General features: G+C 60.2%; 24 protein-coding genes. 15 read left to right on the forward strand and 9 right to left on the reverse strand.

The genetic code is table 11. The features are described from left to right. Positions 1-20: 20 nt before the first annotated feature. Both AC1ROI_RS05765 and aspA read right to left on the reverse strand, forming a co-directional pair. Positions 21-1,472 carry an alanine/glycine:cation symporter family protein gene (locus tag AC1ROI_RS05765; RefSeq protein WP_010465343.1) on the reverse strand — a complete coding sequence of 484 codons (1,452 nt, stop codon included), beginning with the start codon at positions 1,470-1,472 and terminating at the stop codon, positions 21-23. A gap of 521 nt (positions 1,473-1,993) precedes the next feature. Beyond that, entirely contained in the window at positions 1,994-3,418 is a 1,425-nt protein-coding gene (gene aspA, locus AC1ROI_RS05770) for an aspartate ammonia-lyase (protein ID WP_010465341.1), read from the reverse strand. Between the two features lie 180 nt (positions 3,419-3,598). On the opposite strand from aspA, the gene AC1ROI_RS05775 reads away from it, so the two are divergent. From AC1ROI_RS05775 to AC1ROI_RS05795, 5 genes are all read left to right on the forward strand, one after another. Then, entirely contained in the window at positions 3,599-4,516 is a 918-nt protein-coding gene (locus AC1ROI_RS05775; protein ID WP_010465339.1) for a LysR substrate-binding domain-containing protein, read from the forward strand. Between the two features lie 332 nt (positions 4,517-4,848). After that, the gene (purE, locus tag AC1ROI_RS05780; RefSeq protein WP_008150032.1) at positions 4,849-5,340 is read left to right on the forward strand and encodes a 5-(carboxyamino)imidazole ribonucleotide mutase; all 492 of its coding nucleotides are present in this window, start codon (positions 4,849-4,851) and stop codon (positions 5,338-5,340) included. Between the two features lie 11 nt (positions 5,341-5,351). After that, positions 5,352-6,434 (forward strand): 5-(carboxyamino)imidazole ribonucleotide synthase, encoded by a 1,083-nt coding sequence (locus AC1ROI_RS05785; RefSeq protein WP_077748549.1) that lies wholly within the window; start codon positions 5,352-5,354, stop codon positions 6,432-6,434. Positions 6,435-6,544: 110 nt separating this feature from the next. Beyond that, positions 6,545-6,790: a GlsB/YeaQ/YmgE family stress response membrane protein gene (locus AC1ROI_RS05790; RefSeq protein WP_010465333.1), complete on the forward strand. Its 246-nt coding sequence runs from the start codon at positions 6,545-6,547 to the stop codon at positions 6,788-6,790. Between the two features lie 89 nt (positions 6,791-6,879). Then, the gene (locus AC1ROI_RS05795; RefSeq protein ID WP_102594569.1) at positions 6,880-7,416 is read left to right on the forward strand and encodes a DUF3299 domain-containing protein; all 537 of its coding nucleotides are present in this window, start codon (positions 6,880-6,882) and stop codon (positions 7,414-7,416) included. Between the two features lie 135 nt (positions 7,417-7,551). Here AC1ROI_RS05795 and AC1ROI_RS05800 read toward each other — a convergent pair whose 3' ends face one another. Both AC1ROI_RS05800 and AC1ROI_RS05805 read right to left on the reverse strand, forming a co-directional pair. Then, on the reverse strand, positions 7,552-8,451 hold the full coding sequence (locus AC1ROI_RS05800; RefSeq protein WP_102594565.1) for a D-hexose-6-phosphate mutarotase: 900 nt from the start codon (positions 8,449-8,451) through the stop codon (positions 7,552-7,554). 57 nt (positions 8,452-8,508) lie between these two features. Next, the gene (locus AC1ROI_RS05805) at positions 8,509-8,913 is read right to left on the reverse strand and encodes an acyl-CoA thioesterase (protein WP_007896491.1); all 405 of its coding nucleotides are present in this window, start codon (positions 8,911-8,913) and stop codon (positions 8,509-8,511) included. Between the two features lie 383 nt (positions 8,914-9,296). Between AC1ROI_RS05805 and AC1ROI_RS05810 the strand changes: the two genes are divergently transcribed. From AC1ROI_RS05810 to AC1ROI_RS05845, 8 genes are all read left to right on the forward strand, one after another. Beyond that, positions 9,297-10,595, forward strand: a complete 1,299-nt coding sequence (locus AC1ROI_RS05810) for an MFS transporter (RefSeq protein WP_010465323.1) — start codon at positions 9,297-9,299, stop codon at positions 10,593-10,595. Between the two features lie 232 nt (positions 10,596-10,827). After that, positions 10,828-11,826, forward strand: a complete 999-nt coding sequence (locus AC1ROI_RS05815; RefSeq protein WP_010465320.1) for a phosphate ABC transporter substrate-binding protein PstS family protein — start codon at positions 10,828-10,830, stop codon at positions 11,824-11,826. A 485-nt stretch (positions 11,827-12,311) separates the two neighbouring features. Beyond that, positions 12,312-14,345, forward strand: a complete 2,034-nt coding sequence (locus AC1ROI_RS05820) for an ABC transporter permease subunit (RefSeq protein ID WP_169857242.1) — start codon at positions 12,312-12,314, stop codon at positions 14,343-14,345. 15 nt (positions 14,346-14,360) lie between these two features. After that, positions 14,361-16,031, forward strand: a complete 1,671-nt coding sequence (pstA, locus tag AC1ROI_RS05825; protein WP_010465316.1) for a phosphate ABC transporter permease PstA — start codon at positions 14,361-14,363, stop codon at positions 16,029-16,031. A 95-nt stretch (positions 16,032-16,126) separates the two neighbouring features. Continuing rightward, positions 16,127-16,960, forward strand: coding sequence for a phosphate ABC transporter ATP-binding protein PstB (gene pstB, locus AC1ROI_RS05830; protein WP_010465315.1), 834 nt, complete (start codon positions 16,127-16,129; stop codon positions 16,958-16,960). A gap of 120 nt (positions 16,961-17,080) precedes the next feature. Continuing rightward, positions 17,081-17,842, forward strand: coding sequence for a phosphate signaling complex protein PhoU (gene phoU / locus AC1ROI_RS05835; RefSeq protein WP_008150055.1), 762 nt, complete (start codon positions 17,081-17,083; stop codon positions 17,840-17,842). Positions 17,843-18,009: 167 nt separating this feature from the next. Next, positions 18,010-18,960 carry a response regulator gene (locus tag AC1ROI_RS05840; protein ID WP_083375443.1) on the forward strand — a complete coding sequence of 317 codons (951 nt, stop codon included), beginning with the start codon at positions 18,010-18,012 and terminating at the stop codon, positions 18,958-18,960. A gap of 205 nt (positions 18,961-19,165) precedes the next feature. After that, entirely contained in the window at positions 19,166-20,062 is an 897-nt protein-coding gene (locus tag AC1ROI_RS05845) for a peptidoglycan DD-metalloendopeptidase family protein (protein WP_077748554.1), read from the forward strand. A gap of 177 nt (positions 20,063-20,239) precedes the next feature. Here the strand turns inward: AC1ROI_RS05845 and AC1ROI_RS05850 are convergent, their stop codons facing one another. The 3 genes from AC1ROI_RS05850 to phoB form a co-directional block, all read right to left on the reverse strand. Beyond that, positions 20,240-21,580 (reverse strand): hemolysin family protein, encoded by a 1,341-nt coding sequence (locus AC1ROI_RS05850; RefSeq protein ID WP_010465310.1) that lies wholly within the window; start codon positions 21,578-21,580, stop codon positions 20,240-20,242. Positions 21,581-21,703: 123 nt separating this feature from the next. Continuing rightward, positions 21,704-22,990, reverse strand: coding sequence for a phosphate regulon sensor histidine kinase PhoR (gene phoR, locus AC1ROI_RS05855; protein ID WP_229801814.1), 1,287 nt, complete (start codon positions 22,988-22,990; stop codon positions 21,704-21,706). 81 nt (positions 22,991-23,071) lie between these two features. Continuing rightward, complete coding sequence (phoB, locus tag AC1ROI_RS05860; protein ID WP_008150066.1) at positions 23,072-23,761, reverse strand: phosphate regulon transcriptional regulator PhoB; 690 nt, start codon at positions 23,759-23,761, stop codon at positions 23,072-23,074. A 152-nt stretch (positions 23,762-23,913) separates the two neighbouring features. Between phoB and AC1ROI_RS05865 the strand changes: the two genes are divergently transcribed. Continuing rightward, a complete protein-coding gene (locus AC1ROI_RS05865) occupies positions 23,914-24,300 on the forward strand; it encodes a COG4315 family predicted lipoprotein (RefSeq protein WP_010465305.1) in 387 nt (128 codons plus the stop codon). Between the two features lie 56 nt (positions 24,301-24,356). Here the strand turns inward: AC1ROI_RS05865 and ubiA are convergent, their stop codons facing one another. Further along, the gene (gene ubiA, locus AC1ROI_RS05870; protein ID WP_010465303.1) at positions 24,357-25,247 is read right to left on the reverse strand and encodes a 4-hydroxybenzoate octaprenyltransferase; all 891 of its coding nucleotides are present in this window, start codon (positions 25,245-25,247) and stop codon (positions 24,357-24,359) included. Further along, entirely contained in the window at positions 25,247-25,810 is a 564-nt protein-coding gene (locus AC1ROI_RS05875) for a chorismate--pyruvate lyase family protein (RefSeq protein WP_083375446.1), read from the reverse strand. Before AC1ROI_RS05875 ends, ubiA begins: the two co-directional genes overlap by 1 nt. Before the next feature lie 202 nt (positions 25,811-26,012). On the opposite strand from AC1ROI_RS05875, the gene AC1ROI_RS05880 reads away from it, so the two are divergent. After that, entirely contained in the window at positions 26,013-26,180 is a 168-nt protein-coding gene (locus AC1ROI_RS05880; RefSeq protein WP_010465298.1) for a rubredoxin, read from the forward strand. The last annotated feature ends 2 nt before the right edge of the window (positions 26,181-26,182 follow it).

The following is a 26,182-nucleotide window of genomic DNA, read 5'->3' on the forward strand; positions in this document are numbered from 1 at the left end:
ATGCGCCCGTCGTTTACCCATCAGCGTTGCGCTGCGGGTACGCCTTGCAGTTCGGCTTCAGCCTTTGGAGCCGCGGCCGGCGGATTGGCTGGCCAGGCGTTCAAGTCCAGGTCCAGATCCGGGAATTTGCTCGAATCGAATACCGGCGTCTTGATCCCGGCGGCACGCTGGTCATCGTAGTCACGCAGGATGCGCATGCCGACCTTGAACAGCAGGAACAGCGCGATCAGGTTCACGAACGCGAGCATGGTCATGGTGATGTCGGCGAAGGCGAACACCGTGCCGAGGTTTTCGATGGCGCCCCAGAAAATCAACACCAGCACCAGCGCGCGGTAGCCAATCAGCGCCTTGCGGTTTTCACCGATCAGGAAGCGCAGGTTGCTCTCGCCCAGGTAGTAGTTGTAGAGGATCGAGGTGAACACGAACAACGACAACGCCACGGAAATGAAGCTACGGCCCCAGTCACCGACCACGGCGGCCAGCGAGTTCTGGGTCAGGGCAATGCCGTCGCCTTCGAAGCCTGGGGTGTAGAAACCCGAGAGCAGGATCAGCAATGCGGTGCAGGTGCAGATCACGAAAGTATCGAGGAACACGCTGAACGCCTGAACCACGCCTTGTGCCACCGGGTGCTCGACGGAAGCCACGGCCGCCACGTTCGGCGCACTGCCCAGGCCCGCTTCGTTGGCGAACACGCCACGTTTCACGCCCATGACGATTGCGCTGCCGATCAGGCCGCCGAAGGCCTGGTCCAGACCGAAAGCACTTTTGACGATGGTCATCAGCATGCCCGGAACCTGGTCGAACTGCAGCACGATCACATAGATGGTCACGCCGATGTACACCAGGGTTTTCACCGGCACCAGCAGGTCAGCGACCTTGGCGATGCGCTTGATCCCACCGATGAACACCAGGCCGAGCAGCACCGCCAGGGCCAGGCCTGTGTAGGTGGTGTCGAGGCCGAACGCGTTGTTCAGCGAGTGAGTCACGGCGTGGGATTGCAGGCCGTTGAAGGCAAACCCGAAGGTCACCAGCAACAGGAACGCCATGATCATGCCCAGCCAGCGTTTCTGCAGACCGTGCTGGATGTAATAGGACGGGCCGCCACGGTAGGTGCCGTCGGCATCGCAGCGCTTGTAGAGCTGGCCGAGGGAACATTCGAAGAAGCTGCTGGACATGCCGACCAGTGCGGTCACCCACATCCAGAACACCGCCCCCGGGCCACCCAGGGTAACGGCGATGCCGACACCGGCGATGTTACCCGCGCCGACACGGCCGGCGAGGCTGAGCATCAAGGCCTGGAACGAACTGAGTTGGCCGGCGCTGCTTTTCAGGCTGTCGCGGAACACCGCGAACATGTGGAAGAAATGGCGCAATTGAACGAAACGCGAGCGGATCGTGAAGTAGCTACCGAGCCCGACAATGAGCACGATCAGTACTTTCCCTGAGAGGAAGTCGTTAATGACTTCGAGCATGGATTATTCCTCGCTGTTTTTTGTGTAGGCAAATGTTGGGCAGGCAGAAACATCGCGTTACACCGGTGTGCACGTGGCACAACAGTGAGGCGAGTGTTCGTCCCGGGCCCATATCGCAGGTTTGTTATTAGTTCGGGTTTCGCATGGGTTTGGGCCTCGTTACCGACGACCGCTCACGCGAAGAGGGGCGGCACTATACCTAGGAGAGTGCCGTCCGTCTGCACGGTTGTGGTGCAAGCGACGAAACGAAGCCTTTGAAACACCTGACTTTTTGAGCCAGGCCTTTGTAGGCGTGAGCCTGCTCGCGATGCAGGCACCGCGGTATTTCAGTTACACCGCGTTATCGTTCATCGCGAGCAGGATCACTCCTACAGAAGACGGTTTTCCTTACAAAAGTTAAAAAAAAGGGCTTGGGGAATAAATCCCCAAGCCCTCAAAAGGTGAGAGGTGTCTAGTCCCTCGACCTGGTGAGCGTGTGGCTCCTGGTGCTCTTCGTTAAAAGAGCAAGAGTCTGCGTTCGGTCAAGCCTTCAAAGGCACCAGACGCGGAGCAATCATGTTTTCCGGGCGCAGGATGTCGGCGAGCATTTCGTCGTCGAGCAAGCCTTCTTCGCGCACCAGTTCCAGCACGCCGCGGCCGCTTTCGAGGGCGATACGGGCGATGCGGGTGGCGTTTTCATAGCCGATGTACGGGTTCAGCGCGGTGACCAGGCCGATCGAGTGCTCGACCAGCTCACGGCAACGCTCTTCGTTGGCGGTGATGCCGACGATGCAGTGCTCGCGCAGCATGTCCATGGCGCGTTGCAGCAGGCGGATCGAGTCGAAGATCTTGAAGGCGATCAGCGGCTCCATCACGTTCAGTTGCAACTGGCCGCCTTCGGCAGCGATGGTCAGGGCCAGGTCGTTGCCGATGATCTGGAACGCTACCTGGTTAACCGCTTCCGGGATTACCGGGTTGACCTTGCCGGGCATGATCGAGCTGCCTGGCTGACGCGCCGGCAGGTTGATTTCGTTGATGCCGGTGCGCGGGCCGCTGGACAGCAGGCGCAGGTCGTTGCAGATCTTCGACAGCTTGACCGCGGTGCGCTTGAGCATGCCGGAGAACAGCACGAAGGCGCCCATGTCGGAGGTGGCTTCGATCAGGTCGGCCGCCGGAACCAGCGGTTGACCGCTGATCAGGGCCAGGCGCTGAACGGCCAGGTGCTGGTAACGCGGGTCGGCGTTGATGCCGGTACCGATCGCGGTGCCGCCCAGGTTCACTTCGGTCAGCAGTTCAGGGGCCAGTGTTTTCAGGCGTGCCAGGTCTTCGCTCAACGTGGTGGCGAAGGCGCGGAATTCTTGACCCAGGGTCATCGGCACGGCGTCTTGCAGCTGGGTACGGCCCATCTTCAAGACGTGGCTGAACTCAACACCCTTGGCAGCGAACGCCTGGATCAGGCTGTCGAGGCTGGCCAGCAGCGCGTCGTGACCCAGCAGCAGACCCAGGCGGATCGCGGTCGGGTAGGCGTCGTTGGTCGACTGCGCCATGTTCACGTCGTTGTTCGGGTGCAGGTATTGGTATTCGCCCTTCTGGTGACCCATGGCCTCCAGCGCGATGTTGGCGATGACTTCGTTGGCATTCATGTTGGTCGAAGTGCCAGCGCCGCCTTGAATCATGTCCACCACGAACTCTTCGTGGAAATCGCCGCGGATCAGACGGGCACAGGCTTCGCTGATGGCCGCGTGCTTGGCTTCGCTCAGGTGACCCAGCTCGCGGTTGGCGTCAGCGGCGGCCTGTTTGACCATCGCCAGGCCGACAACCAGCTTCGGGTAATGCGAAATCGGAACGCCGGAGAGACGGAAGTTGTTCACCGCTCGCAGGGTCTGGATGCCGTAATACGCTTGAGCAGGTACTTCGAGTACGCCAAGCAGGTCTTTTTCTGTGCGGAAAGATGCAGCGGAGGACATGATAGAAATCATCTCGATAAGGACCCGGTCTGTGCCGGAACGCTGCAAATGCTAGGCTTGTAGAGAATTTTCGGCCAATGCTGTTAAACACTGGCCTATGCACATTCGGCATAATGCCGATGTGACGCCGTGTGTGCGGCGAGCGTGTGACCTAAATTGGTGCGTGTCCGGGAGGACGTGATGAATCTGGAAAGTAAATGGCTCGAGGACTTCAGCGCCTTGGCCGCCACCCGCAGCTTCTCCCAGGCTGCGGAACGCCGCTTCGTGACGCAGCCCGCGTTCAGCCGCCGAATCCGCAGCCTGGAAGCCGCGCTGGGGCTGACGTTGGTCAACCGCTCGCGCACGCCGGTCGAACTGACGGCGGCGGGGCAGTTGTTTTTGGTGACCGCGCGGACCGTGGTTGAACAGCTCGGCGAAGTGCTGCGCCACCTTCATCACCTGGAAGGCGGGCAGGGCGAAGTGATGCAAGTGGCTGCCGCTCACTCATTGGCCTTGGGTTTCTTTCCGCGCTGGATCGCGCAGTTGCGCAATGAAGGCCTGAACATTGCCACGCGGTTGGTGGCGACCAACGTCGGCGACGCGGTGCATGCGCTGCGCGAGGGCGGTTGCGACTTGATGCTGGCGTTCTATGACCCGGACGCGGCCTTGCAGATGGACCCGGAAATCTTCCCGTCGCTGCACCTTGGTCACACGGAGATGTTGCCGGTGTGCGCGGCGGATGCCGACGGCAAACCCTTGTTCGATCTGGAAGGCGATGCCAGTGTGCCGCTGCTCGCTTACAGCGCCGGTGCGTTTCTCGGGCGTTCGGTCAATATGCTGCTGCGCCAGCGTGCGCTGCGCTTCACCACCATCTATGAGACCGCCATGGCCGACAGCCTGAAAAGCATGGCGCTCGAGGGGTTGGGGATTGCCTGGGTGCCGCAATTGAGCGTGCGTGCCGAACTGGCGCGCGGTGAACTGGTGGTCTGCGGCGGCCCGCAATGGCATGTGCCGCTGGAGATCCGACTGTATCGCTGCGCGCTGGTGCGCAAGGCGAACGTTCGTTTGCTGTGGCGCAAACTGGAAGGCGGCGCCGCCCAAGGCACGACGGGTTCCTGAAACCATTGAAGATCAAAAGTGGGAGCGAGCCTGCTCGCGAATGCGGTGGTTCAGTCAACAGTGTCGGCGACTGACACATTGCATTCGCGAGCAGGCTCGCTCCCACAGGGGATTTGTGGTGTTCTTTCGCTGACCTTCAAGTCAATAAAACCGGCACTTTGCGCCGTATGACAGATGGTCGTTTCAGGGGCTGTTTATCTGCTTCATTGAGGTATACTGCGCGGCCTTCGGCCGGCTTGACTGGCCATAATTCGTACAATCAAGCCACGCATTTTGCGTGGCTTGTTGTTTTTTGACGCGCCTGCGGGCGCCCAGAGAGAAGAGGCACGACGATGAGTGCACTGGTTGGCGTGATCATGGGCTCCAAGTCCGATTGGTCCACCCTTAGCCACACCGCCGATATGCTGGAAAAGCTCGGCATCCCTTACGAGGTGAAAGTGGTCTCTGCCCACCGCACCCCGGACCTGCTGTTCCAGTACGCCGAAGAGGCGGAGGCGCGTGGCATCGAGGTGATCATCGCCGGTGCCGGCGGCGCGGCCCACTTGCCTGGCATGTGTGCGGCCAAGACCCACCTGCCGGTGCTGGGCGTGCCGGTGCAGTCGTCGATGCTCTCGGGCGTCGATTCGCTGCTCTCGATCGTGCAGATGCCAGCGGGCATTCCGGTTGCCACCCTGGCCATCGGCAAGGCCGGCGCGATCAACGCAGCCCTGCTGTCGGCGAGTATCCTCGGCGCCAAGCACCCGCAGTTCCACGCGGTGCTGAAAAAATTCCGCGCTGAGCAGACAGACAGCGTCCTGGAAAATCCAGACCCACGCATCGCCTGAGGTTGTTGACGATGAAGATCGGTGTAATCGGTGGCGGCCAGTTGGGCCGCATGTTGGCGTTGGCGGGCACCCCGCTGGGCATGAACTTCGCTTTCCTGGACCCGGCACCGGATGCTTGCGCAGCCGCGTTGGGCGAACACCTGCGGGCCGATTATGGCGATCAGGACCACCTGCGTCAGCTGGCTGATGAAGTCGATCTGGTGACCTTCGAGTTCGAAAGTGTCCCGGCTGAAACCGTGGCTTTCCTGTCGCAATTCGTCCCGGTCTACCCGAGCGCCGAAGCCCTGCGTATCGCCCGCGATCGCTGGTTCGAGAAGAGCATGTTCAAGGACCTGGGGATTCCCACCCCTGCGTTCGCCGACATTCAATCGCAAGCCGATCTGGACGCTGCCGTGGCGTCGATCGGTCTGCCGGCCGTGCTGAAAACCCGCACCCTGGGTTACGACGGCAAGGGCCAGAAAGTCCTGCGCAAACCGGAAGACGTGGTCGGCACCTTCGCCGAACTGGGCAGCGTGGCCTGCCTGCTGGAAGGCTTCGTGCCGTTCACCGGCGAGGTCTCGCTGATCGCTGTGCGTGCTCGCGATGGTGAAACCAGGTTCTATCCGCTGGTTCACAACACCCACGACAGCGGCATCCTCAAACTGTCCGTGGCCAGCACCGACCATCCGCTGCAAGCCTTGGCGGAAGACTATTCCAGCCGCGTGCTCAAGCAGCTGAATTACGTCGGCGTGATGGCGTTCGAGTTCTTTGAAGTCGACGGTGGCCTCAAGGCCAACGAAATCGCCCCGCGCGTGCATAACTCGGGTCACTGGACCACTGAAGGTGCCGAGTGCAGCCAGTTCGAAAACCACCTGCGGGCTGTTGCTGGCCTGCCGCTGGGTTCGACGGCGAAGGTCGGCGAGAGCGCGATGCTCAACTTCATCGGCAAAGTCCCGGAGACTGAAAAGGTCCTGGCCATCGCCGATTGCCATCTGCATCACTATGGCAAAGCGTTCAAGGCTGGCCGCAAGGTCGGTCATGCCAACCTGCGTTGTGCAAACCGCGAAACACTGGCCGCGCAGATCCTCAAGGTCGAAGCGCTCATCGCCGAATAAACAGTTTCATGTGGCAGCGGCGGAACCATTCTAGGTCCGCCGTTCTCTCATGGCAGGATGCGAAAGTCTGACTAGGCTTCTGCATTGCCATTCAATCAGAGGGAAGTGCCATGGGAATTATCGGAACCATCTTTATCGGCTTGATCGTCGGCCTGCTGGCTCGGTTCCTGAAACCGGGTGATGACAGCATGGGCTGGATCATGACCATCCTGCTCGGTATCGGCGGTTCGCTGGCGGCCACTTACGGCGGCCAGGCTCTGGGCATCTATCACGCAGGCGAAGGTGCAGGCTTCATCGGTGCGCTGGTCGGCGCGGTGGTGCTGCTGGTGATCTACGGTTTGATCAGAAAGAACTGATTCAAGCGACGAAGTCCTCTCCGCGCCGCACGCGGGGAGGGCTAGAATGCTCGGCGTTGCACAGACCTCTCCTTATGCCGAGCACCTTCATGCGCCGTTTTCTGCTGACTTTTCTTTTACTGGGTACGGGCCTTGCCCATGCCGGCGAACTGCCGGAAACCGACTGGCTCGAACTGATGCCCAAGTCGGACCAGAAAGCCCTCGAGGCCATGCCCGAAATCGACCACAACTCCCCCGAAGGCGATGGCACCTTTACTGAAAAAGGTGGCATGAAGCAGAGCAAGGGCTTGCCGGCGGTGATGTATTCGACCAAAACCGTGCCGTCGATGAACGACAAGAACATCCGCATCGGCGGTTATCCGGTACCGCTGGAGTCCGACGCCAAGGGCCGCAGCACGCTGTTCTTCCTTGTCCCGTACCCGGGCGCCTGCATCCACGTGCCGCCACCGCCACCTAACCAATTGGTGTTGGTGCGTTATCCGAAGGGTTTGAAGCTGGACGATATCTACACACCACTGTGGGTGACCGGCACGCTGAAGGTCGAGAAGGTCAACAATGATTTGGCTGACGCGGCGTATGCGCTGGATGCGGCGAAGGTGCGGGTGGTGCAGGAGTCGGATTTGTAACAGCGCCAACCAGACTGGCAAAGATCCACTGTGTGCGAGCCTGCTCGCGATAGCGGTGTAACAGCCAATATTGATGTTGGATGTTATGACGTCATCGCGAGCAGGCTCGCTCCCACATTGGTTTTGTGGTGTTGCTTATAAAGGGTTGCTGGCGATGCTCACTTCGAGAGTGTGGGTGGCGCCGGGTTTCAGCGTCACCACATCATCCATCACATTCGCCGTCTCGATGCACAGCATCTTCTGCCAGCCATCGTCGGCCATGTCGCTGAACGCCGTCGCGCGTTCGATCCACGGGTTCCAGATCACCGCCGAGCGCGAACCACTGCTGGTCAGCTCAATGCGCCGTTTCCAGGCCGGGTCGACAATGCTCAGCTTCGCCGGGGTATCGAGGTAGATACGGTCGGTTTCGCCGGTAAAGCGCAGATCGCCGGTCTGGGTCACGGTTTTCCAGTCGTCCAGCGTTTCGATATAGCTCAAGCCATCCAGCCCTTCGACATGCACCGTGCGCACATCACTGACAGCGAAGTAACTGTGCAACGCCTGGCTGATGGTGACGGTATCGGTGCCCTGATTGTGGCTGGTCAAGCTGATGTGCAGTTGCTCATCCAGACGGATGCTCAACTTCAGATCCACCTGATGTGGCCAGCCTGGAAAGCCGCCTTCGGGGTAGGGCAGGACGAATTCCACCTTCAGGCTCTCACCCTCGGTTTCTATGCCGCCCAATTCCCAATCCATCGCCCGGACAAAACCGTGGGCAGTCGGCGGTTCGTTGCTGACGCGCATCGCCTGGACGCTTTGCGGGTTGCGCTTGAAATTGCCGAACCACGGCCAGCACACCGGCACGCCGGCGCGGATGCTCTTGCCAGTCTTGAACACGGCCTCATCGTTAAGCCAGATCAGCGGCGGTTGGCCGGCCAATTGATAACTGAGGATGTGCGCGCCTTGCTGCGCAACCAGCAATTCGGCCTGACCGTGGCGGATGCGCCAGCAGTTCAGTTCATCCAGTTTCACGGCTTCAACGTTGGGCGTGCTCATGGGGCAACTCTCGATCAGGAACAATGACTGCAATGGACCGCAGAAAGGTCGCCGTGTTTAACGCGCGCGTGGAGGAACCGAACGAGTACGGCCGCTGCCATCAATCGCGACAAACACAAACACGGCTTCAGTCACTTTACGCCACTCGCTGGACAGCGGATCGTCGCTCCAGACTTCGACCATCATCTGAATCGAGCTGCGGCCGATTTCCAGCGCCTGGGTATAGAAGGAAAGCTGAGCGCCCACCGCCACCGGGACCAGGAACGCCATGCGATCAATCGCCACGGTTGCTACGCGCCCACCCGCAACTTTGCTGGCCATTGCGGTGCCGGCCAAATCCATCTGTGCCACCAGCCAGCCGCCGAAAATATCGCCAAAGCCGTTGGTTTCACGCGGAAGCGCGGTGATTTGCAGGGCAAGGTCGCCTTGCGGAATTGGATCTTCTTGTTCGAGCTCTATCATGCCGGGGGTGCCTCTGACCCGTGACTCTTCATTGGTACTTCAGGTGAATAGCCGTCTCAAGAAAAAACGATTCAGCCCCGAACATACTACGTTCGTCACGTTTTTCGAAAGGCGCCTAAAGGGAAACTCTGCGAAACCGACTGAGCCACGCAATGACCTTGCCAGTCATCCAGCGCGTTTTCGCACAGCAACCCCTTACAAATGCTGCAACGCAGCGAGTATATCGATCGGTAGACTCCGAGACGACCGTCCGGTTCTCATTTTGACCGTCAAATACGCACCTCTATGTGCTTTTTCGAACAATTTGCTATCGTGCCGGACCTGCCCAAGCCCTCGCCAGCGTTGTTGGGGTTGCAGATCCGACTATAAGAGAAGCCCTTGCCATGACCACAGCGCCCTCTAGCATCGCGCAGCCGACCCAGCCCGCACGCCCGTTAACCCGTAGCGACTACAAGACGTTATCGCTGTCTGCCCTGGGCGGTGCACTGGAGTTTTACGACTTCATCATCTTCGTGTTCTTCGCCACGGTGGTGGGCAAACTGTTCTTCCCGGCGGACATGCCCGAGTGGCTGCGCCTGATGCAGACGTTCGGCATTTTCGCCGCCGGCTACCTCGCTCGTCCGTTGGGCGGCATTGTGATGGCCCATTTCGGCGACCTGCTTGGCCGCAAAAAGATGTTCACCCTGAGCATTTTCATGATGGCGGTGCCGACCCTGATCATGGGTCTGCTGCCGACCTATGCGCAGATCGGCATGTGGGCGCCGATCCTGTTGCTGTTGATGCGGGTGATTCAAGGCGCGGCGATTGGCGGTGAAGTGCCGGGCGCGTGGGTATTCGTTTCCGAACACGTGCCGCAGCGACATATCGGTTATGCCTGCGGCACCCTGACGAGCGGTCTGACGGCTGGCATCCTCCTGGGTTCATTGGTCGCCACGGCGATCAACAGCATTTACACCCCGCTGGAAGTGTCCGATTACGCCTGGCGGATCCCGTTCCTGCTGGGTGGCGTGTTCGGTCTGTTCTCGGTCTACCTGCGCCGCTGGTTGCACGAGACCCCGGTGTTTGCCGAACTGCAACTGCGCAAGGCCCTGGCCGAAGAAGTGCCTCTGCGCGCGGTGCTGCGTGACCATCGCGGTGCGATCCTGATTTCCATGTTGCTGACTTGGCTGCTGTCCGCCGGCATCATCGTGGTCATTCTGATGACGCCGACCGTGCTGCAGACCGTTTACCACTTCTCGCCAACTACCGCGTTGCAGGCCAACAGCCTGGCGATCGTGTTCCTGAGTGTAGGTTGCGTGGCTTCCGGTGCCCTGGCTGACCGTTTCGGCGCTGGCCGAGTGTTTGTGTTTGGCAGCGCCGCGCTGTTGATCAGCTCGTGGACGTTCTATCACAGCCTGTTCAACCACCCGGACTGGCTGTTCCCGATGTACGCCTTGACCGGTTTCCTGGTCGGGACCATCGGTGCAGTGCCCTACGTGATGGTCAAAGCCTTTCCAGCGGTGGTGCGCTTCAGCGGGTTGTCGTTCTCCTACAACCTGGCCTATGCGATTTTCGGTGGTTTGACGCCGATGGTGGTGACGCTGCTGCTCAAGGAAAGCCCGATGGGGCCTGCCTACTACGTGGCGATCATTTGCGGGGTCGGGATTCTGGTGGGTGCGTATCTTTGGAAGAAGGGTCGCTGATCCCCGAAACTGTCTGTAGCTGTACCGGCCCTATCGATAGCAGGCTAGCGCCCACATTGAATTGCATTGCAATGTGGGGCTAGCCTGCTAGCGATTTGGGGCGCATGAATTATCCGGCAAAAAACTCGAATGCTGGCCTTTCATCCAATTGTCATATTTCAGCCATAGAGTGTTCACACGGCCTGCTGATACTTGGCCCCGACTAACACACCCTATCTGCTAGGAGTAAGGCATGAAACTGAAGCGTTTGATGGCGGCAATGACTTTTGTCGCTGCTGGCGTTGCGACTGCCAACGCGGTTGCCGCTGTTGACCCTGCTATCCCGAGCTACACCAAGACCACTGGTGTGTCGGGCAACCTGTCCAGCGTCGGCTCCGATACCCTGGCCAACCTCATGACCCTGTGGGCTGAGAACTACAAAAAAGAATACCCGAACGTCAACATCCAGATTCAGGCTGCTGGTTCCTCTACCGCGCCACCTGCGCTGACTGAAGGCACCGCTAACCTGGGCCCGATGAGCCGCAAGATGAAGGACAACGAGCTGCAAGCCTTCGAAACCAAATACGGCTACAAGCCAACCGCTATCCCGGTTGCCGTGGACGCCCTGGCTGTCTTCGTACACAAAGACAACCCGATCCAGCACATGACCATGGAGCAAGTCGACGCGATCTTCTCCTCGACTCGTCTGTGCGGTGCTAAAACCGACGTGAAAACCTGGGGTGATCTGGGCGTGACGGGCGACCTGGCCAACAAGCCGGTTCAGCTGTTCGGTCGTAACTCGGTATCCGGCACCTACGGCTACTTCAAAGAAGAAGCCCTGTGCAAAGGCGACTACAAGCCAAACGTCAACGAACAACCAGGTTCGGCTTCGGTTGTGCAGTCGATCAGCTCCTCGCTGAACGGCGTGGGTTACTCGGGCATCGGCTACAAAACCGCGAGCGTGAAGACGGTGGCCCTGGCCAAGAAAGGCAGCACTGAGTTCATCGAAGACAGCGAAGAAAACGCCCTGAACGGCAAGTACCCACTGTCGCGTTTCCTCTACGTTTACGTCAACAAAGCCCCGAACAAGCCTCTGGCCCCGCTGGAAGCTGAGTTCGTGAAACTGATTCTGTCCAAACAGGGTCAGGAAGTTGTAGTGAAAGACGGTTACATCCCACTGCCGGCCAAGGTTGCTGCAAAAGCACTGGCTGACCTGGGTCTGCAAGAAGGCGGCAACGTAGCAAAAAAGTAAAACCCTGAGCCCGGGGTAATCCCGGGCTCTGCAGGAGCGAGGCTTGCCCGCGAAAGCGGTGGTTCAGTCAACGTGACGTTGAATGTAATGACGCCTTCGCGAGCAAGCTTCGATCCTGCAAATGCCGGTACGCCGGCCCCCAAATTTCCGGTCCACTGCCAGTTCCCGCTGGCGGCGGATTTGTTGCGTCACTGCATTGTCATCTTTCTGTCATACAGGATCGCTAGGGTGTGCGCATGAATGATCTGGCCAATTCCACCATGACTACTAATCCCCCCAAGCGAATTGATTTCAATACGCCTGAGCTGCAACGCAAGCGCCGCATCCGCGCGCTCAAAGATCGCCTGACCCGCTGGTACGTCCTCGTGGGCGGCCTTGCCGTTCTCGGCGCGATCACGCTGATCTTTTTCTTCCTCGCCTATGTCGTCGCGCCGCTGTTCCAGGGGGCCGACCTGACCGCCAAGGACGCCATCACGCCTGCCTGGATGCAAGACGCCGGCAAGCCGCTGATGATCTCCCTGGAAGAGCAGAACCAGGTCGCCATGCGGGTTTCCGACAAAGGGCAGGCACTGTTCTTCGATATCGACAGTGGCGCCGAACTCAAGCGCGTCGATCTGCCGATCCCGGCCGGCACTACCGTGACTTCCATCGGCGAAGACCAACCGGGCCATCCCTTGGTGGCTGTAGGTTTGTCCAATGGCCAGGCGCTGGTGTTCCGCCACACGTATAAGGTCAGCTACCCGGACGGCAAGAAAACCATCTCGCCAGCCGTCGAATACCCGTACGGCGAAACTCCGATTGCGCTGAACGAGGCGGGCGGTGCGCTTGAGCACGTCAGCCTCAACGCCACCGACACCACTCTGATGCTGGTTGGCTCCACCGGTTCGCAACTCAATGTGCTCTCGCTGACCAGCGAAGAAAACATGATGACCGGCGAAGTCACCAACGAGCAGAAGCGTATCGAGCTGCCGCAGATGACCGAGCCGGTGAAGAACATCTTTGTCGACCCGCGTCAGCAATGGCTGTACGTGATCAACGGTCGCGCCCAGGCCGACGTGTTCAGCCTGCGCGACAAGAGCCTCAACGGTCGCTACAAATTGCTGGAAAACGGTGACGCCGAAATCACTGCCAGTACTCAACTGGTGGGCGGTATCTCGCTGATCCTCGGCGACTCCAAAGGCGGCCTGGCCCAGTGGTTCATGGCCCGTGACCCGGATGGCGAGTTGCGCCTGAAGCAGATCCGCACTTTCCAGATGGGCACTACGCCGATCGTTGAAATCACCGCTGAAGAACGTCGCAAAGGCTTCGTGGCCCTCGACGCCTCCGGCAAGCTTGGCGTGTTCCACAGCACCGCCCACCGCACCTTGCTGGTGGACCAGGTGGTCGACGGCCAAGGTGTCTTCGGCCTGTCGCCACGGGCCAACCGTGTGATCGTCGAAGCGGGCGGCAAGATTCAGCCGCTGCTGCTCGACAACCCGCACCCGGAAGTGTCGTGGAGCGCGTTGTGGAGCAAGGTCTGGTACGAGAACTACGACGAGCCTAAATACGTCTGGCAATCGACCGCCGCCAACACCGACTTCGAACCCAAGCTCAGCCTGTCGCCGCTGACCTTCGGCACCCTGAAAGCCGCGTTCTACGCCATGCTGCTGGCCGCTCCTCTGGCCGTCGCTGCCGCGATCTACACCGCGTATTTCATGGCCCCGGGCATGCGTCGCAAGGTCAAGCCGGTGATCGAGCTGATGGAAGCGATGCCGACGGTGATCCTCGGCTTCTTCGCCGGCCTGTTCCTCGCGCCTTATGTGGAAGGGCATTTGCCGGGCATCTTCAGCCTGCTGATGCTCCTGCCAATCGGCATCCTGGTCGCCGGTTTCGTCTTCAGCCGCCTGCCTGAGTCCATCCGCCTGAAAGTGCCGGACGGCTGGGAAAGCGCGATCCTGATCCCGGTGATTCTGTTTGTGGGCTGGTTGTCGCTGTACATGAGCCCGTACATGGAAACCTGGTTCTTCGGCGGCGACATGCGCATGTGGATCTCCCACGACCTGGGCATTACCTACGACCAGCGCAACGCTCTGGTAGTCGGTCTGGCCATGGGCTTCGCGGTGATCCCGAACATTTACTCCATCGCCGAAGACGCCGTGTTCAGCGTGCCCCGCGGCCTGACCCTCGGTTCCCTGGCCCTCGGTGCCACGCCATGGCAGACCATGACCCGTGTGGTGATCCTCACCGCCAGCCCGGGCATCTTCTCGGCACTGATGATCGGCATGGGCCGTGCGGTCGGTGAAACCATGATCGTGCTGATGGCCACCGGTAACACCCCGGTCATGGAAATGAACCTGTTCGAAGGTCTGCGAACGCTGGCCGCCAACGTCGCGGTGGAAATGCCCGAGTCGGAAGTCGGCGGTAGCCACTATCGCGTGCTGTTCCTCTCGGCACTGGTGCTGCTGTTGTTCACCTTCGTCATGAACACCCTCGCGGAACTGATTCGTCAGCGTCTGCGCAAGAAATACTCGTCGCTTTAAGAAAGGTAGAAGTCTGTGAAACAGAACTCCCTGAAAGGATGGTTCAAGAGCGGCGCCCCAGGCGTCTGGATCAGCGGTGGCGCGGTGTCCATCGCGGTCATCATGACCATTGGCTTGCTGGCGGTGATTGCCGTGCGCGGTCTGGGCCACTTCTGGCCGGCAGACCTGGTGCACGCCAGTTATGACGTGCCGGGCCAGGCCAACCACCTCGTCATCGGCGAAGTGGTGCAGAAAGAAGAAGTGCCGCGCGAGCGCCTGAAAAGCGCTGGTCTGCCGGTGCCCGATCAGGGCCCGGAGTTCATGACCCGTGAGCTGATCAAGGTCGGCAACCGCGACCTGAACGGCAACGACTTCACCTGGATCGTCGGCGAGTGGCTGACCAACCAGAAGACGCCGCCGGAGCTGATGGCCGTCGAGCGTCGCGAGTGGGGCAACTTCTACGGCTACCTGGTCAACGTCAAGCAGGACGGCAAAGTCATTGCTGAGGGCGAAGCCGCATGGCCCGAGTTGCAGGCCCGTGTCGATCGCGTGAACAAGCTTGCAGCACAGCTCAAGACCCTGGAGAAAGTCGACATTGGCGCGATCAACGCCGGTCTGGAACGTGTGCGTCTGCACGGTCGCAAACTGGAACTGGCCGGCCAGCTCGACGCCGCCGCGCAAGCGGACATGGAATCCGAGCGCGCTGAGCTCAATGCTCGTTATCAGGACATCGAAGCCCGCCTGAATGACCTGCACGCCCAGTTCAACCGCGACAGCCTGACCGCCCGCGATGCCAACGGCAAAGAGATCGAGATCGGCATCGGCAAAGTGGTCCGCGCCTATCAGCCGAACGCCATGGGCACCTTCACCAAGATCGGCTTCTACGTTAGCAAGGTCTGGGAATTCCTCAGCGATGACCCGCGTGAAGCGAACACCGAGGGCGGGATCTTCCCGGCCATTTTCGGCACCGTCATGATGACCTTGATCATGGCGATGATCGTGACGCCGTTCGGCGTGTTGGCGGCGGTTTACCTGCGTGAATACGCCAAGCAGAACGCGTTGACCCGGATTATCCGCATCGCGGTGAACAACCTGGCGGGCGTTCCGGCGATTGTCTACGGCGTGTTCGGCCTGGGCTTCTTCGTCTACGTACTTGGCGGTTCGGTTGACCGGTTGTTCTTCCCGGAAGCGTTGCCGGCGCCGACCTTCGGTACACCGGGTTTGCTTTGGGCGTCCCTGACCCTGGCGCTGCTGGCGGTGCCGGTGGTGATCGTGGCCACGGAAGAAGGCCTGGCGCGGATTCCTCGCACCGTGCGTGAAGGCTCGTTGGCCCTCGGCGCGACCAAGGCTGAAACCTTGTGGAAGATCGTGCTGCCAATGGCCAGCCCGGCAATGATGACCGGCATGATCCTCGCCGTGGCGCGCGCCGCCGGTGAAGTGGCGCCGCTGATGCTGGTGGGTGTGGTGAAACTGGCGCCGTCGCTGCCACTGGACGGCAACTACCCGTACCTCCACCTGGACCAGAAGATCATGCACTTGGGCTTCCATATCTATGACGTCGGCTTCCAAAGCCCGAACGTCGAGGCCGCGCGGCCGCTGGTGTACGCCACGGCGCTGCTGCTGGTGCTCGTGATCGCCACATTGAACCTGTCGGCCGTTTATATCCGTAACCATCTGCGCGAAAAATACAAAGCTCTAGACAGCTAAAGCCATTAGCCACAAGCGGCAAGCTATAAGCCGCTTTTGCTCAAAACTTGCAGCTTGCAGCTAGAAGCTTGCAGCTACGAACGGAGTGAGACCCCATGCAGCACGAAGCACATACCCACGGCATCAACATGTCTGCCCTGGGCCGCGACAAACAGAGCTTGAGCCTTGAACAGGAAACCGTGGCCATCGAAGTGCCGGGCCTGAACCTGTTCTACGGCGACAAACAAGCGCTGTACGACGTCAGCCTGAACATTCCGAAACAGCGTGTGACCGCCTTCATCGGCCCGTCCGGCTGCGGCAAGTCCACGCTACTGCGTACCTTCAACCGCATGAACGACCTGGTCGACGGTTGCCGCGTAGAAGGTGAAATCAACCTGTACGGCCACAACATCTACCGTAAGGGCGAAGACGTGGCCGAACTGCGTCGTCGCGTCGGCATGGTGTTCCAGAAGCCGAACCCGTTCCCGAAAACCATCTACGAAAACGTGGTGTACGGCCTGCGCATCCAAGGCATCAACAAAAAGCGCGTTCTCGACGAAGCGGTCGAGTGGGCGTTGAAAGGCGCGGCGCTGTGGGACGAAGTCAAAGACCGTCTGCATGAATCGGCACTCGGCCTGTCCGGTGGTCAGCAGCAACGTCTGGTCATCGCGCGCACCATCGCTGTAGAGCCGGAAGTGCTGCTGCTCGACGAACCATGCTCGGCACTCGACCCGATCTCCACGCTGAAAGTCGAAGAACTGATCTACGAATTGAAATCGAAATTCACCATTGTCATCGTGACCCACAACATGCAGCAGGCCGCGCGGGTTTCCGACTACACGGCGTTCATGTACATGGGCAAACTGGTGGAATTCGGCGACACCGATACGTTGTTCACCAATCCGGCGAAGAAGCAGACCGAAGACTACATCACGGGGCGGTACGGCTAGCCGTACAGCTGAAAGCCGCAAGTTTCAAGCGGCAAGTAGGAAGCGGTGCGATATCAGGACTTATACATAACTGCTTGAAGCTTGCAGCTTGAAGCTGGCAACTTTCGCGGAGCGAACCGAATGATTAGTAAAGAAGGCCTTACCCATCACATCTCCGCGCAGTTCAACGCTGAGCTGGAGGAAGTTCGCAGCCACCTCCTGGCCATGGGCGGTCTGGTGGAAAAGCAGGTCAATGACGCGGTGACCGCGCTGATCGAGGCCGACTCCGGCCTGGCCCAGCAGGTTCGCGAGATCGACGACCAGATCAACCAGATGGAACGCAACATCGACGAAGAATGCCTGCGCATTCTGGCCCGTCGTCAGCCGGCCGCATCCGACTTGCGTCTGATCATCAGCATCTCCAAATCGGTGATCGACCTGGAGCGCATCGGTGACGAAGCGACCAAGATCGCCCGCCGCGCCATTCAGTTGTGCGAAGAAGGCGAGGCCCCGCGCGGCTACGTCGAGGTTCGCCACATCGGCGACCAGGTGCGCAACATGGTGCGTGACGCGCTGGACGCCTTTGCCCGCTTCGACGCCGACCTGGCGTTGTCGGTGGCCCAGTACGACAAGATCATCGACCGCGAATACAAGACCGCACTGCGTGAGCTGGCGACCTACATGATGGAAGACCCGCGCTCTATCTCGCGGGTCTTGAGCATTATCTGGGTGCTGCGTTCGCTGGAGCGGATCGGCGACCACGCGCGCAATATCTCGGAACTGGTGATTTACCTGGTGCGCGGCACGGACGTGCGTCACCTGGGCCTCAAGCGCATGAAAGAAGAAGTTGAAGGCACAAGTGGCGAAACCGCTAATGTTCCGGGCAAAGCTGACGATAAGTAAGACTGCCCAAGAAAAACGCCCGGTCCTTTGGCCGGGCGTTTTTGTGTGTGGCTTTCGACTTCAAAAGCAGCACCCGCGAACGAAAAGTCCCGGCGTGACTGAAGGTTTTTGGCAATGTGCCATCAGCAAAACGGTATGCTTGCCGGGATTTTTTCGAGGGGTGATGGATGAGCAAGATCAGTGTGTTGGTGGTGGACGATGCAGCGTTCATTCGTGACCTGGTAAAGAAGTGCCTGCGTAACTACTTCCCGGGTATCCGGACCGAAGATGCCATCAACGGCAAAAAAGCTCAGGCCATGCTGGCCAAGGAAGCGTTCGACCTGGTGCTGTGCGACTGGGAAATGCCGGAAATGTCTGGCCTGGAACTGCTGACCTGGTGCCGCGAGCAGGACAATCTCAAGACCATGCCCTTCGTGATGGTGACCAGCCGTGGCGATAAAGAGAACGTGGTCCAGGCGATTCAGGCCGGCGTTTCCGGCTACGTCAGCAAGCCCTTCACCAACGAACAACTGCTGACCAAGGTCAAGCAAGCGCTGAACAAGGTCGGCAAGCTCGACGCCTTGATGAACGGTGCGCCGACCAAAATGAACTCGGCTTTCGGCAACGATTCCCTGAGCGCATTGACCGGAGGCAAGGCGGCCGTGGTCGCACCTGCAGCGACGCCGGTCAACCCGTTCGCCAAACCTGCTGCCGCCGCGCCGACCCCTGCCCCGGCTGCGTCTCGCGGTTTGCTCAATAGCCCGCCGGTCAAGGCACCGGGCGCTGCTTCCGCTCCCGCCAGCGGTCGGGGTCAAGGCCAGCTGCGTTTGCCAAGCGGCATTCAGCAGTGCGTGATCAAAGCCTTGAGCATCAAGGAAGCGCTGCTGGTGGTAAAGCGCACCGACACGCTGCCGCAAGTCCTCGACAGCGCCGTGCTGGACCTGGAGCAGGGCGACAACGCTGAAGTCGCCCGCCTCAATGGCTACTTGCACGCCATTGTCGCGTTTGAGCCGAAACCTGACAGCGACTGGCTGCAACTGACCTTCCGCTTTGTGGATCAGGATGCGCAGAAGCTCGACTACATCTCCCGATTGATCGCACGTGGCACGGCGCAGAAGCATTTCGTCCCAGGCGCGTAATCTTCATCGCCTGAGAGTCCGTCTTCGCGGGCAAGCCTCGCTCCTACAGATCACACCGACCTGTAGGAGCGAGGCTTGCCCGCGAAGGGGCCATCAAACTCACCGCACATCCCCTTTGCTGCCCATTTTGAAACATCTGCCGACTACCCGGGTCCATTGCAGCTGCTAGGCTCCTTCCCAGGCCTTACTCGACAGACTCTTGCCCATGCTCGCGCGCCTGCTGTTTTTCTGTGGTCTTTTCATGGCCTCCACCTCGGCTGTGGCCATGACGATCTACAAGTCCAAAGACGCCAATGGCGTGGTCTCCTACAGCGACCGCCCCACGAAAGGCTCCCAGGTGTTCGTTTTTCGTGATCGCATGGTCGAGCACCTTGAGCGCCAGGTGTACCTGGAGATCAAGAAGCAGAAGGGCGTGGACAACGTGTACGTGCGCAACGACCTGTATGCGCCGGTCGAGATCGAGCTGAGTTTTGCCGGGCTGAGCAATGTCAGCGGCGCGCCGAGCCGACCGATCCGCCGGGTGATGCCGGCCCGCAGCAACATCCGTCTGGCGCTGCTCACGGCGACTAAGGCCGGAAGGCCGCTGGCGTACACTCCAAGGTTCGAATATTCCCTGGGCGACCCTTCAGGGGCTGCCATGGCCTATAGGTATCCGCTGCCCTGGCGTGGTGGGCCGTTTCGCTTGAGTCAGGGTGCTAACGGCCAATACAGCCATTTCGGCGCCAAAAACCGTTACGCCATGGACATCGCCATGCCCGAAGGCACGCCGATCATTGCGGCGCGGGGCGGGGTGGTGGTGAAAACCGAAAATGCCCAGACCGGACGTGGCACCGATCCTTCAGGCAATTTCGTGCGGGTGCTGCACGATGACGGGACGATGGGCGTGTACCTGCACCTCAAGCAAGGTTCGGTGGGCGTTCGCGAGGGGCAACGGGTAGCGGTGGGGAGTGCGCTGGCCCTGTCGGGCAACACCGGCAACAGCAGCGGGCCGCATTTGCACTTCGTGGTGCAGCGCAATACGGGGCTTGGGTTGGTGTCGATTCCGTATCAGTTCAATCAGCCAGTGGGCGCGTTGCCCAACTTTGCGTTGGGCAAGCAATAGCCGGATCAGCACGATTACTGTGGCGAGGGAGCTTGCTCCCGCTGGGCTGCGAAGCGGCCCCAACGCCTGCAACCGCACACCGCATTCATCGGTTTACGACTGCTACGCCCTGGCGCGGATCGGCCGGCGCGAGCAAGCTCTCTCGCCACAAGAGCTCGCTCGCCGCCGGTGTCGCGCTTAATCGAGCATCAACACCTTGGCCAGAATGATCTTCGGCCCTTTCATCTTCTTGATGATGATTCGCAAGCCTTCGACTTCCAGCACTTCTTCCTCTTCCGGCACCCGTTTCAGGGTTTCGTAGATCAGCCCGGCGAGGGTTTCGGCTTCGATGTGGTCCAGGTCGATGCCCAGCAGGCGTTCGACCTTGAACAACGGCGTATCGCCGCGCACCAGCAGCTTGCCCGGCTGGTACGCGAGAATGCCGCGCTCAGCCTTGCGGTGTTCGTCCTGAATGTCGCCGACCAGCACCTCTAGCACGTCTTCCATGGTCAGGTAGCCGATGATGTTGCCATCGGCTTCTTCGACCAGGGCGAAGTGCGAGCCACCCTTGCGGAACTGCTCCAGCAACTGCGACAGCGGCATGTGCCGCGACACGCGTTCCAGCGGCCGGGTCAGTTCGGCGAGGTTGAATGACTCGGGAATGTGGTCCAGAGCCGCCAGTTCCAGCAGCAGATCCTTGATGTGCAGCAAGCCGACGAACTCTTGGCGATCGCTGTCGTACACCGGATAGCGGCTGAACTTGTGGCGACGGAACATCGCCAGGATTTCCTTGAGCGGCGCGTTGAACTCCAACGTCACCAGGTCTTCACGGGAGTTGGCCCAGTCGACCACCTCCAGCTCGCCCATTTCCACGGCGGAAGCCAACACACGCATGCCTTGGTCGCTCGGGTCCTGGCCACGGCTGGAGTGCAGGATCAGTTTCAGTTCTTCACGGCTGTAATGGTGTTCGTGATGCGGGCCGGGTTCACCCTGGCCGGCGATCCGCAGGATGGTGTTGGCGCTGGCGTTGAGCAGGTAGATCGCCGGGTACATGGCCCAGTAGAACAGGTACAGCGGCACTGCGGTCCAGAGCGACAGCAACTCGGGTTTGCGAATGGCCCAGGATTTCGGGGCCAGCTCACCGACCACAATGTGCAGGTACGAGATGACGAAGAACGCAGCGAAGAACGATACGCCTTTGACCACTTCGGGCGACTGCACGCCGACGGCTTCAAGCAGCGGCTCCAGAATGTGTGCGAACGCCGGTTCACCGACCCAGCCCAGGCCCAGGGAGGCGAGGGTGATACCCAATTGGCACGCTGAGAGGTACGCATCGAGCTGACTGTGAACGGTGCGCAGGATGTGTCCGCGCCAGCCGTTTTTCTCAGCGATGGCCTCGACCCGGGTCGAGCGCAATTTGACCATGGCGAATTCCGCCGCAACGAAAAAGCCGTTGAGCAAAACCAGGATCAGAGCAAAAAGAATCATGCCGAAATCGGCGAAGAGTGTCGCGAGGGTCAAGCCTGGGGAAGGGTCCATGATGGAGTTTTGCGGGTTCCGTGTATTCGAATAGGGGGTCAATGCGGTGCCTGAAGGGCAGGCACAAGTCAGCCAATGTAGCGGCTGACCGGGCGATTGCCTAGTGGCGAGTGCTGGCCGGTATCAGTCGGCGGTGCTGATGACCCGGGTTTTTGTGACCTGAGCGGGCGCGAAATGGCAGGTAAAGGTGCTGCCGTGGCCCGGCACGCTGCTGATTTCCATCCGTGCGCGGTGGCGCAGCAGCACGTGTTTGACGATTGCCAGGCCGAGGCCGGTGCCGCCGGTGTTGGAATTGCGGCTGGAGTCGACGCGGTAGAAACGTTCAGTCAGGCGCGGCAGGTGTTTGCTGTCGATGCCGATCCCGGAATCCTGCACGCTCAGGTGCGCGCCTTGCTCATCGCCCCACCAGCGAATGCGGATATTGCCTTCGGCCGGCGTGTATTTCACTGCGTTGAACACCAGGTTGGAAAACGCGCTGCGCAACTCGGCTTCGCTGCCCTTGAGCAGGATCGTCGGATCAGCTTCCAGGGTGATGCGCTGGTTTTTCTGGCCGGACAACTGCTGGGCGTCGCTCGTGATCGATTGCAGCAAGCCGTCGATGGCCACGGGCTGGTTGTCCGAGGGGTAATCGGTGGCTTCCAGTTTGGCCAGCAACAACAAGTCGTTGAGCAAGGTCTGCATGCGCCCGCCTTGCTGCTGCATTTGCTGCAAGGCACGGGTCCAGCGTGGGTTCACTTCCTCGACGTTGTCCAGCAAGGTTTCCAGGTAACCGCAGATAACCGTCAACGGTGTGCGCAGTTCATGGGAGACGTTGGCGATGAAGTCTTTGCGCATCTGTTCCAGCTGATGGATACGCGTCACGTCGCGCACCAGCATCAAGTGTTCGTTGTTGCCGTAGCGGGTGATGTACAGCTGAATGCGCAGACGATCGTTGATCGGCGAAGGGATTTCCAGCGGTTCGGCGTAGCTGTCCTGCTCGAAATATTCCTTGAAGCGCGGATGGCGCACCAGGTTGGTGACCGGCTGGCCGCTGTCTTGCGGCGTCTTCAGGCCAAGCAGTGTTTCGGCGGCGCGGTTCCACCACTCAAGGTTGCCCTCGCTGTCGAGCATGATGACGGCGTCTTTCAGCGCGGCAGTGGATTCCTGGACCCGATCGATCACCGCTTGCAGGCGTCCGCGCACGCGTTGGTCGCGACGTTGCAAGTGGTAGATGCTGTCGAACACTTCGCCCCACAGGCCATAGCCGTCGGGTGGTGCCTCGTCGGGTTTGTGCAGCCGCAGCCATTCGTGCAGCCGCAGCAATTGCTTGAGGGTCCAGGCCAGGTAAAGGCCCAGGCCCGCGGCGAGACTCCAGCCGTAGTAGCCGGTAATCAGGCCGATCACCAGACACCCGGTCACCAGCAACAGCATGTGGCGGATCAGGGTGCCATGCCAGTTTTGGTTCAATTGAACACGCGTCCTTGTCAGCTTGTCGGGCGGGAAAGCTCTTGGTCAGGCTTTGGTAGAAAAGCGGTAACCGGTGCCACGCACGGTTTGTACCAGATTCTCATAGGCATCACCGAGGGCTTTGCGCAGACGGCGGATGTGCACGTCGACGGTGCGCTCTTCGACATACACGTTGCCGCCCCAGACCTGATCCAGCAACTGGCCACGGGTGTAGGCCCGTTCCTGGTGAGTCATGAAAAACTGCAGCAGACGATATTCGGTCGGGCCCATCTCGGCGGGCTTGCCGTCGATGGTCACACGGTGGCTGATCGGGTCCAGCAGCAGGCCGCCGACTTCGATCGGTGTCTCTCCATCGGTAGGACCGGCACGGCGCAGCACGGCTTTGAGGCGCGCCACCAGTTCACGGGGGGAAAACGGTTTGGTGATGTAATCATCAGCGCCGACTTCCAGCCCCTGGATCTTGTTGTCCTCTTCGCCCTTGGCGGTGAGCATGATGATCGGGATGTCCCCGGTCAGCTCATCGCGCTTGAGACGGCGAGCCAGCTCGATACCGGACGTGCCGGGCAGCATCCAGTCGAGCAGGATCAGGTCCGGTTTGCGGTCGACGATGATGGCATGGGCCTGTTGGGAGTTCTCGGCCTCCAGGCAGTCATAGCCGGCCATTTCCAACGCAACGGCGATCATTTCGCGAATGGGCGCTTCGTCGTCGACGATCAGAATGCTCCTGCCAACCATGCCTTAATCCTCTTGTCATTTAACTGTCTTGCGCCGCATTAGATAACGGAATTATTGCAGTCGTGTGACAGCAATTTAGCAGGTCGGCGGTGGTCATGATCCTGAACTAAGCTCTAAGTCCGAATCCTGACAACCACAAAAGGAAGGTTTCCATGAATCACATTGCTCAATCCTGGAAGGCATTTTTAGTGACTGCAGCTCTAACGCTGCCGACCATGGCCTTCGCCGCCGACCCGGCGATGATGAAGGACGGGATGATGGTCGACCACAAGGGCATGACCTTGTACACGTTTGACAAGGACAGCGGCGGCAAGTCGATGTGTAATGACGATTGCGCCAAAAACTGGCCACCCATGATGGCACCGGCGGGTGCCACGGCCGCTGGCAAGTGGAGCGTCATCAAGCGCGATGACGGCACGAGCCAATATGCCTACGACGGTAAACCTCTTTACACCTTCGTGAAGGACAAAAAACCCGGCGACATGGTGGGCGACAAAATGAAAGACGTCTGGCACGTTGTTCACGAGTCGCAAAAGTAGACGACTCAACGCCTGTAGCCGTTGCCGACACAAAGCGTCGGCAACGGCTTGGGCGGTCAGCGAGTGGCGTAGTCCAGCACAATCCCGACAAAAATCGCCAACCCGGCCCAGTGGTTGTGCAAAAACGCCTTGAAGCAACGCATCCGGTCCTTGCCGCGGGTGTACCAGAATTCCCACGCGAAACAGCCCGCCGCCGCCAGCAATCCCAAGTGGAACCAGCCCCCGAGCTCGAATTTCGATCCTGCCAGCAACAGACACCCCAGCGCCAAGCCTTGCAACGTCAGAATGATCACCCGATCCGCATCGCCGAACAGAATGGCGGTGGATTTCACGCCAATCTTCAAGTCGTCGTCGCGGTCGGTCATCGCGTAGTAAGTGTCGTAGCCCACGGTCCACAGCAGGTTGGCGATCCACAGCAACCATGCCGCTGCCGGCAGCTCGCCGGTTTCGGCGGTGAACGCCATCGGCATGCCCCAAGAGAACGCCGCGCCCAGTACCACTTGCGGGTAATAGGTGTAGCGCTTCATGAACGGGTAGCTGAAGGCCAGCGCCAAACCGCCGAACGACAACCAGACCGTGGCCGCATTGGTGCACAGCACCAGCAGGAAACTCACGCCCATCAGCACCGCGAAGAACACCAGGGCTTCTTTGGAGCTGATCTTGCCGCTGACCAAAGGGCGCTGCTCGGTGCGCTTCACGTGGCCGTCGACCTTGCGATCCGCCCAGTCGTTGATCACGCAACCGCCCGCACGGGTCAGGACCACGCCGAGGACGAAAATCACAATGTTGGCCAGGGATGGCGAGCCTTTGCCGGCAATCCACAGCGCCCACAGGGTCGGCCACAGCAGCAGATAGATGCCGATCGGCTTGTCCATGCGCGTCAGCTGAATGAAGTCCCAGGCCCGAGGGTTCAAGCGGTTCAGGGACTTGAGCAGGCTCTGGTACATCAGCAGTTCTCCGGGTGGGCGCGGGCGGCGAGCCACAAGGTCGGCAGGAAAATTTCAGCCACCAGCACGCTCAAGGCGCCACGGTCGAACCGCGAGCGACGGCCCCACAGTTCGGGGGCCCGGGACGCCAGCGGCAGCCATTCCTGAGGATAGTGACAAACCTCGATGGCGCGACGCTGGAACGCCTGATCGCAAAACAGCAACTCACCCAACGAGCGGCTACCCAGTTCATCCATGTGCAAGCCGTCGCCCTGCAAGGCGCTGCGCGCCGCCACGCTACGGGCAAACACCCAGGCTTCGCCGTGCCCCCGCAAATACACCTCGCGCACCCAGCCTTCACTGCCTTCCTCCAACTCCAGCGCTGCACATTCGTCGGCGCGCAGCGTTTGCCAGCCTTCAAACAACGGCGTGACGCTGAAGCCGTCATTCGACAAGCGGATCAGGCGTCGGGTCAGGGAGCCTTCGTCGAACAGCCAGTCGAGGGTAGACGTGTCGGGGAGGGGCGTCAGTTGGCTTTGAGGGAGCCACAGCGGGGTAGCGGAGGGGAGTTTTGAGTGCGGCACAGTGAGTCATTATTGGCAGCAAATGAGGCGGCGAGCTTACCATGTCAGCCAGCGATTTTGATTGATCGGGGCCGCCGTTGCGCGGAACGCGCTTGCATCTGCCGGGCCCGATCAGTACAAAACGCCCCTGAGCCGGACGGCAGCGCTCCAACCATCGACCGTTCGCGCCGGCAATAAGCCTGAATCCTGAGGAAGTACCTGAATGAAAAAGTGGCAATGTGTGGTCTGCGGCCTGATCTATAACGAGGCCGAGGGCTGGCCGGACGACGGCATTGCGGCGGGCACGCTGTGGCAGGACGTGCCGGAAGACTGGCTGTGCCCGGACTGCGGCGTCGGCAAGATGGATTTCGAAATGATCGAAATCAACTAACA

It is taken from the genome of Pseudomonas sp. GW823-FHT02C02, from assembly GCF_058797635.1.

Excerpts from the sequence above, each read along its gene's own strand:
- AC1ROI_RS05765 (WP_010465343.1), bottom strand. The coding sequence starts at position 1,472 with ATGCTCGAAGTCATTAACGACTTCCTCTCAGGGAAAGTACTGATCGTG.
- aspA (WP_010465341.1), bottom strand. The coding sequence starts at position 3,418 with ATGTCCTCCGCTGCATCTTTCCGCACAGAAAAAGACCTGCTTGGCGTA.
- AC1ROI_RS05775 (WP_010465339.1), top strand. The coding sequence starts at position 3,599 with ATGAATCTGGAAAGTAAATGGCTCGAGGACTTCAGCGCCTTGGCCGCC.
- purE (WP_008150032.1), top strand. The coding sequence starts at position 4,849 with ATGAGTGCACTGGTTGGCGTGATCATGGGCTCCAAGTCCGATTGGTCC.
- AC1ROI_RS05785 (WP_077748549.1), top strand. The coding sequence starts at position 5,352 with ATGAAGATCGGTGTAATCGGTGGCGGCCAGTTGGGCCGCATGTTGGCG.
- AC1ROI_RS05790 (WP_010465333.1), top strand. The coding sequence starts at position 6,545 with ATGGGAATTATCGGAACCATCTTTATCGGCTTGATCGTCGGCCTGCTG.
- AC1ROI_RS05795 (WP_102594569.1), top strand. The coding sequence starts at position 6,880 with ATGCGCCGTTTTCTGCTGACTTTTCTTTTACTGGGTACGGGCCTTGCC.
- AC1ROI_RS05800 (WP_102594565.1), bottom strand. The coding sequence starts at position 8,451 with ATGAGCACGCCCAACGTTGAAGCCGTGAAACTGGATGAACTGAACTGC.
- AC1ROI_RS05805 (WP_007896491.1), bottom strand. The coding sequence starts at position 8,913 with ATGATAGAGCTCGAACAAGAAGATCCAATTCCGCAAGGCGACCTTGCC.
- AC1ROI_RS05810 (WP_010465323.1), top strand. The coding sequence starts at position 9,297 with ATGACCACAGCGCCCTCTAGCATCGCGCAGCCGACCCAGCCCGCACGC.
- AC1ROI_RS05815 (WP_010465320.1), top strand. The coding sequence starts at position 10,828 with ATGAAACTGAAGCGTTTGATGGCGGCAATGACTTTTGTCGCTGCTGGC.
- AC1ROI_RS05820 (WP_169857242.1), top strand. The coding sequence starts at position 12,312 with ATGCAAGACGCCGGCAAGCCGCTGATGATCTCCCTGGAAGAGCAGAAC.
- pstB (WP_010465315.1), top strand. The coding sequence starts at position 16,127 with ATGCAGCACGAAGCACATACCCACGGCATCAACATGTCTGCCCTGGGC.
- phoU (WP_008150055.1), top strand. The coding sequence starts at position 17,081 with ATGATTAGTAAAGAAGGCCTTACCCATCACATCTCCGCGCAGTTCAAC.
- AC1ROI_RS05840 (WP_083375443.1), top strand. The coding sequence starts at position 18,010 with ATGAGCAAGATCAGTGTGTTGGTGGTGGACGATGCAGCGTTCATTCGT.
- AC1ROI_RS05845 (WP_077748554.1), top strand. The coding sequence starts at position 19,166 with ATGCTCGCGCGCCTGCTGTTTTTCTGTGGTCTTTTCATGGCCTCCACC.
- AC1ROI_RS05850 (WP_010465310.1), bottom strand. The coding sequence starts at position 21,580 with ATGGACCCTTCCCCAGGCTTGACCCTCGCGACACTCTTCGCCGATTTC.
- phoR (WP_229801814.1), bottom strand. The coding sequence starts at position 22,990 with ATGCTGTTGCTGGTGACCGGGTGTCTGGTGATCGGCCTGATTACCGGC.
- phoB (WP_008150066.1), bottom strand. The coding sequence starts at position 23,761 with ATGGTTGGCAGGAGCATTCTGATCGTCGACGACGAAGCGCCCATTCGC.
- AC1ROI_RS05865 (WP_010465305.1), top strand. The coding sequence starts at position 23,914 with ATGAATCACATTGCTCAATCCTGGAAGGCATTTTTAGTGACTGCAGCT.
- ubiA (WP_010465303.1), bottom strand. The coding sequence starts at position 25,247 with ATGTACCAGAGCCTGCTCAAGTCCCTGAACCGCTTGAACCCTCGGGCC.
- AC1ROI_RS05880 (WP_010465298.1), top strand. The coding sequence starts at position 26,013 with ATGAAAAAGTGGCAATGTGTGGTCTGCGGCCTGATCTATAACGAGGCC.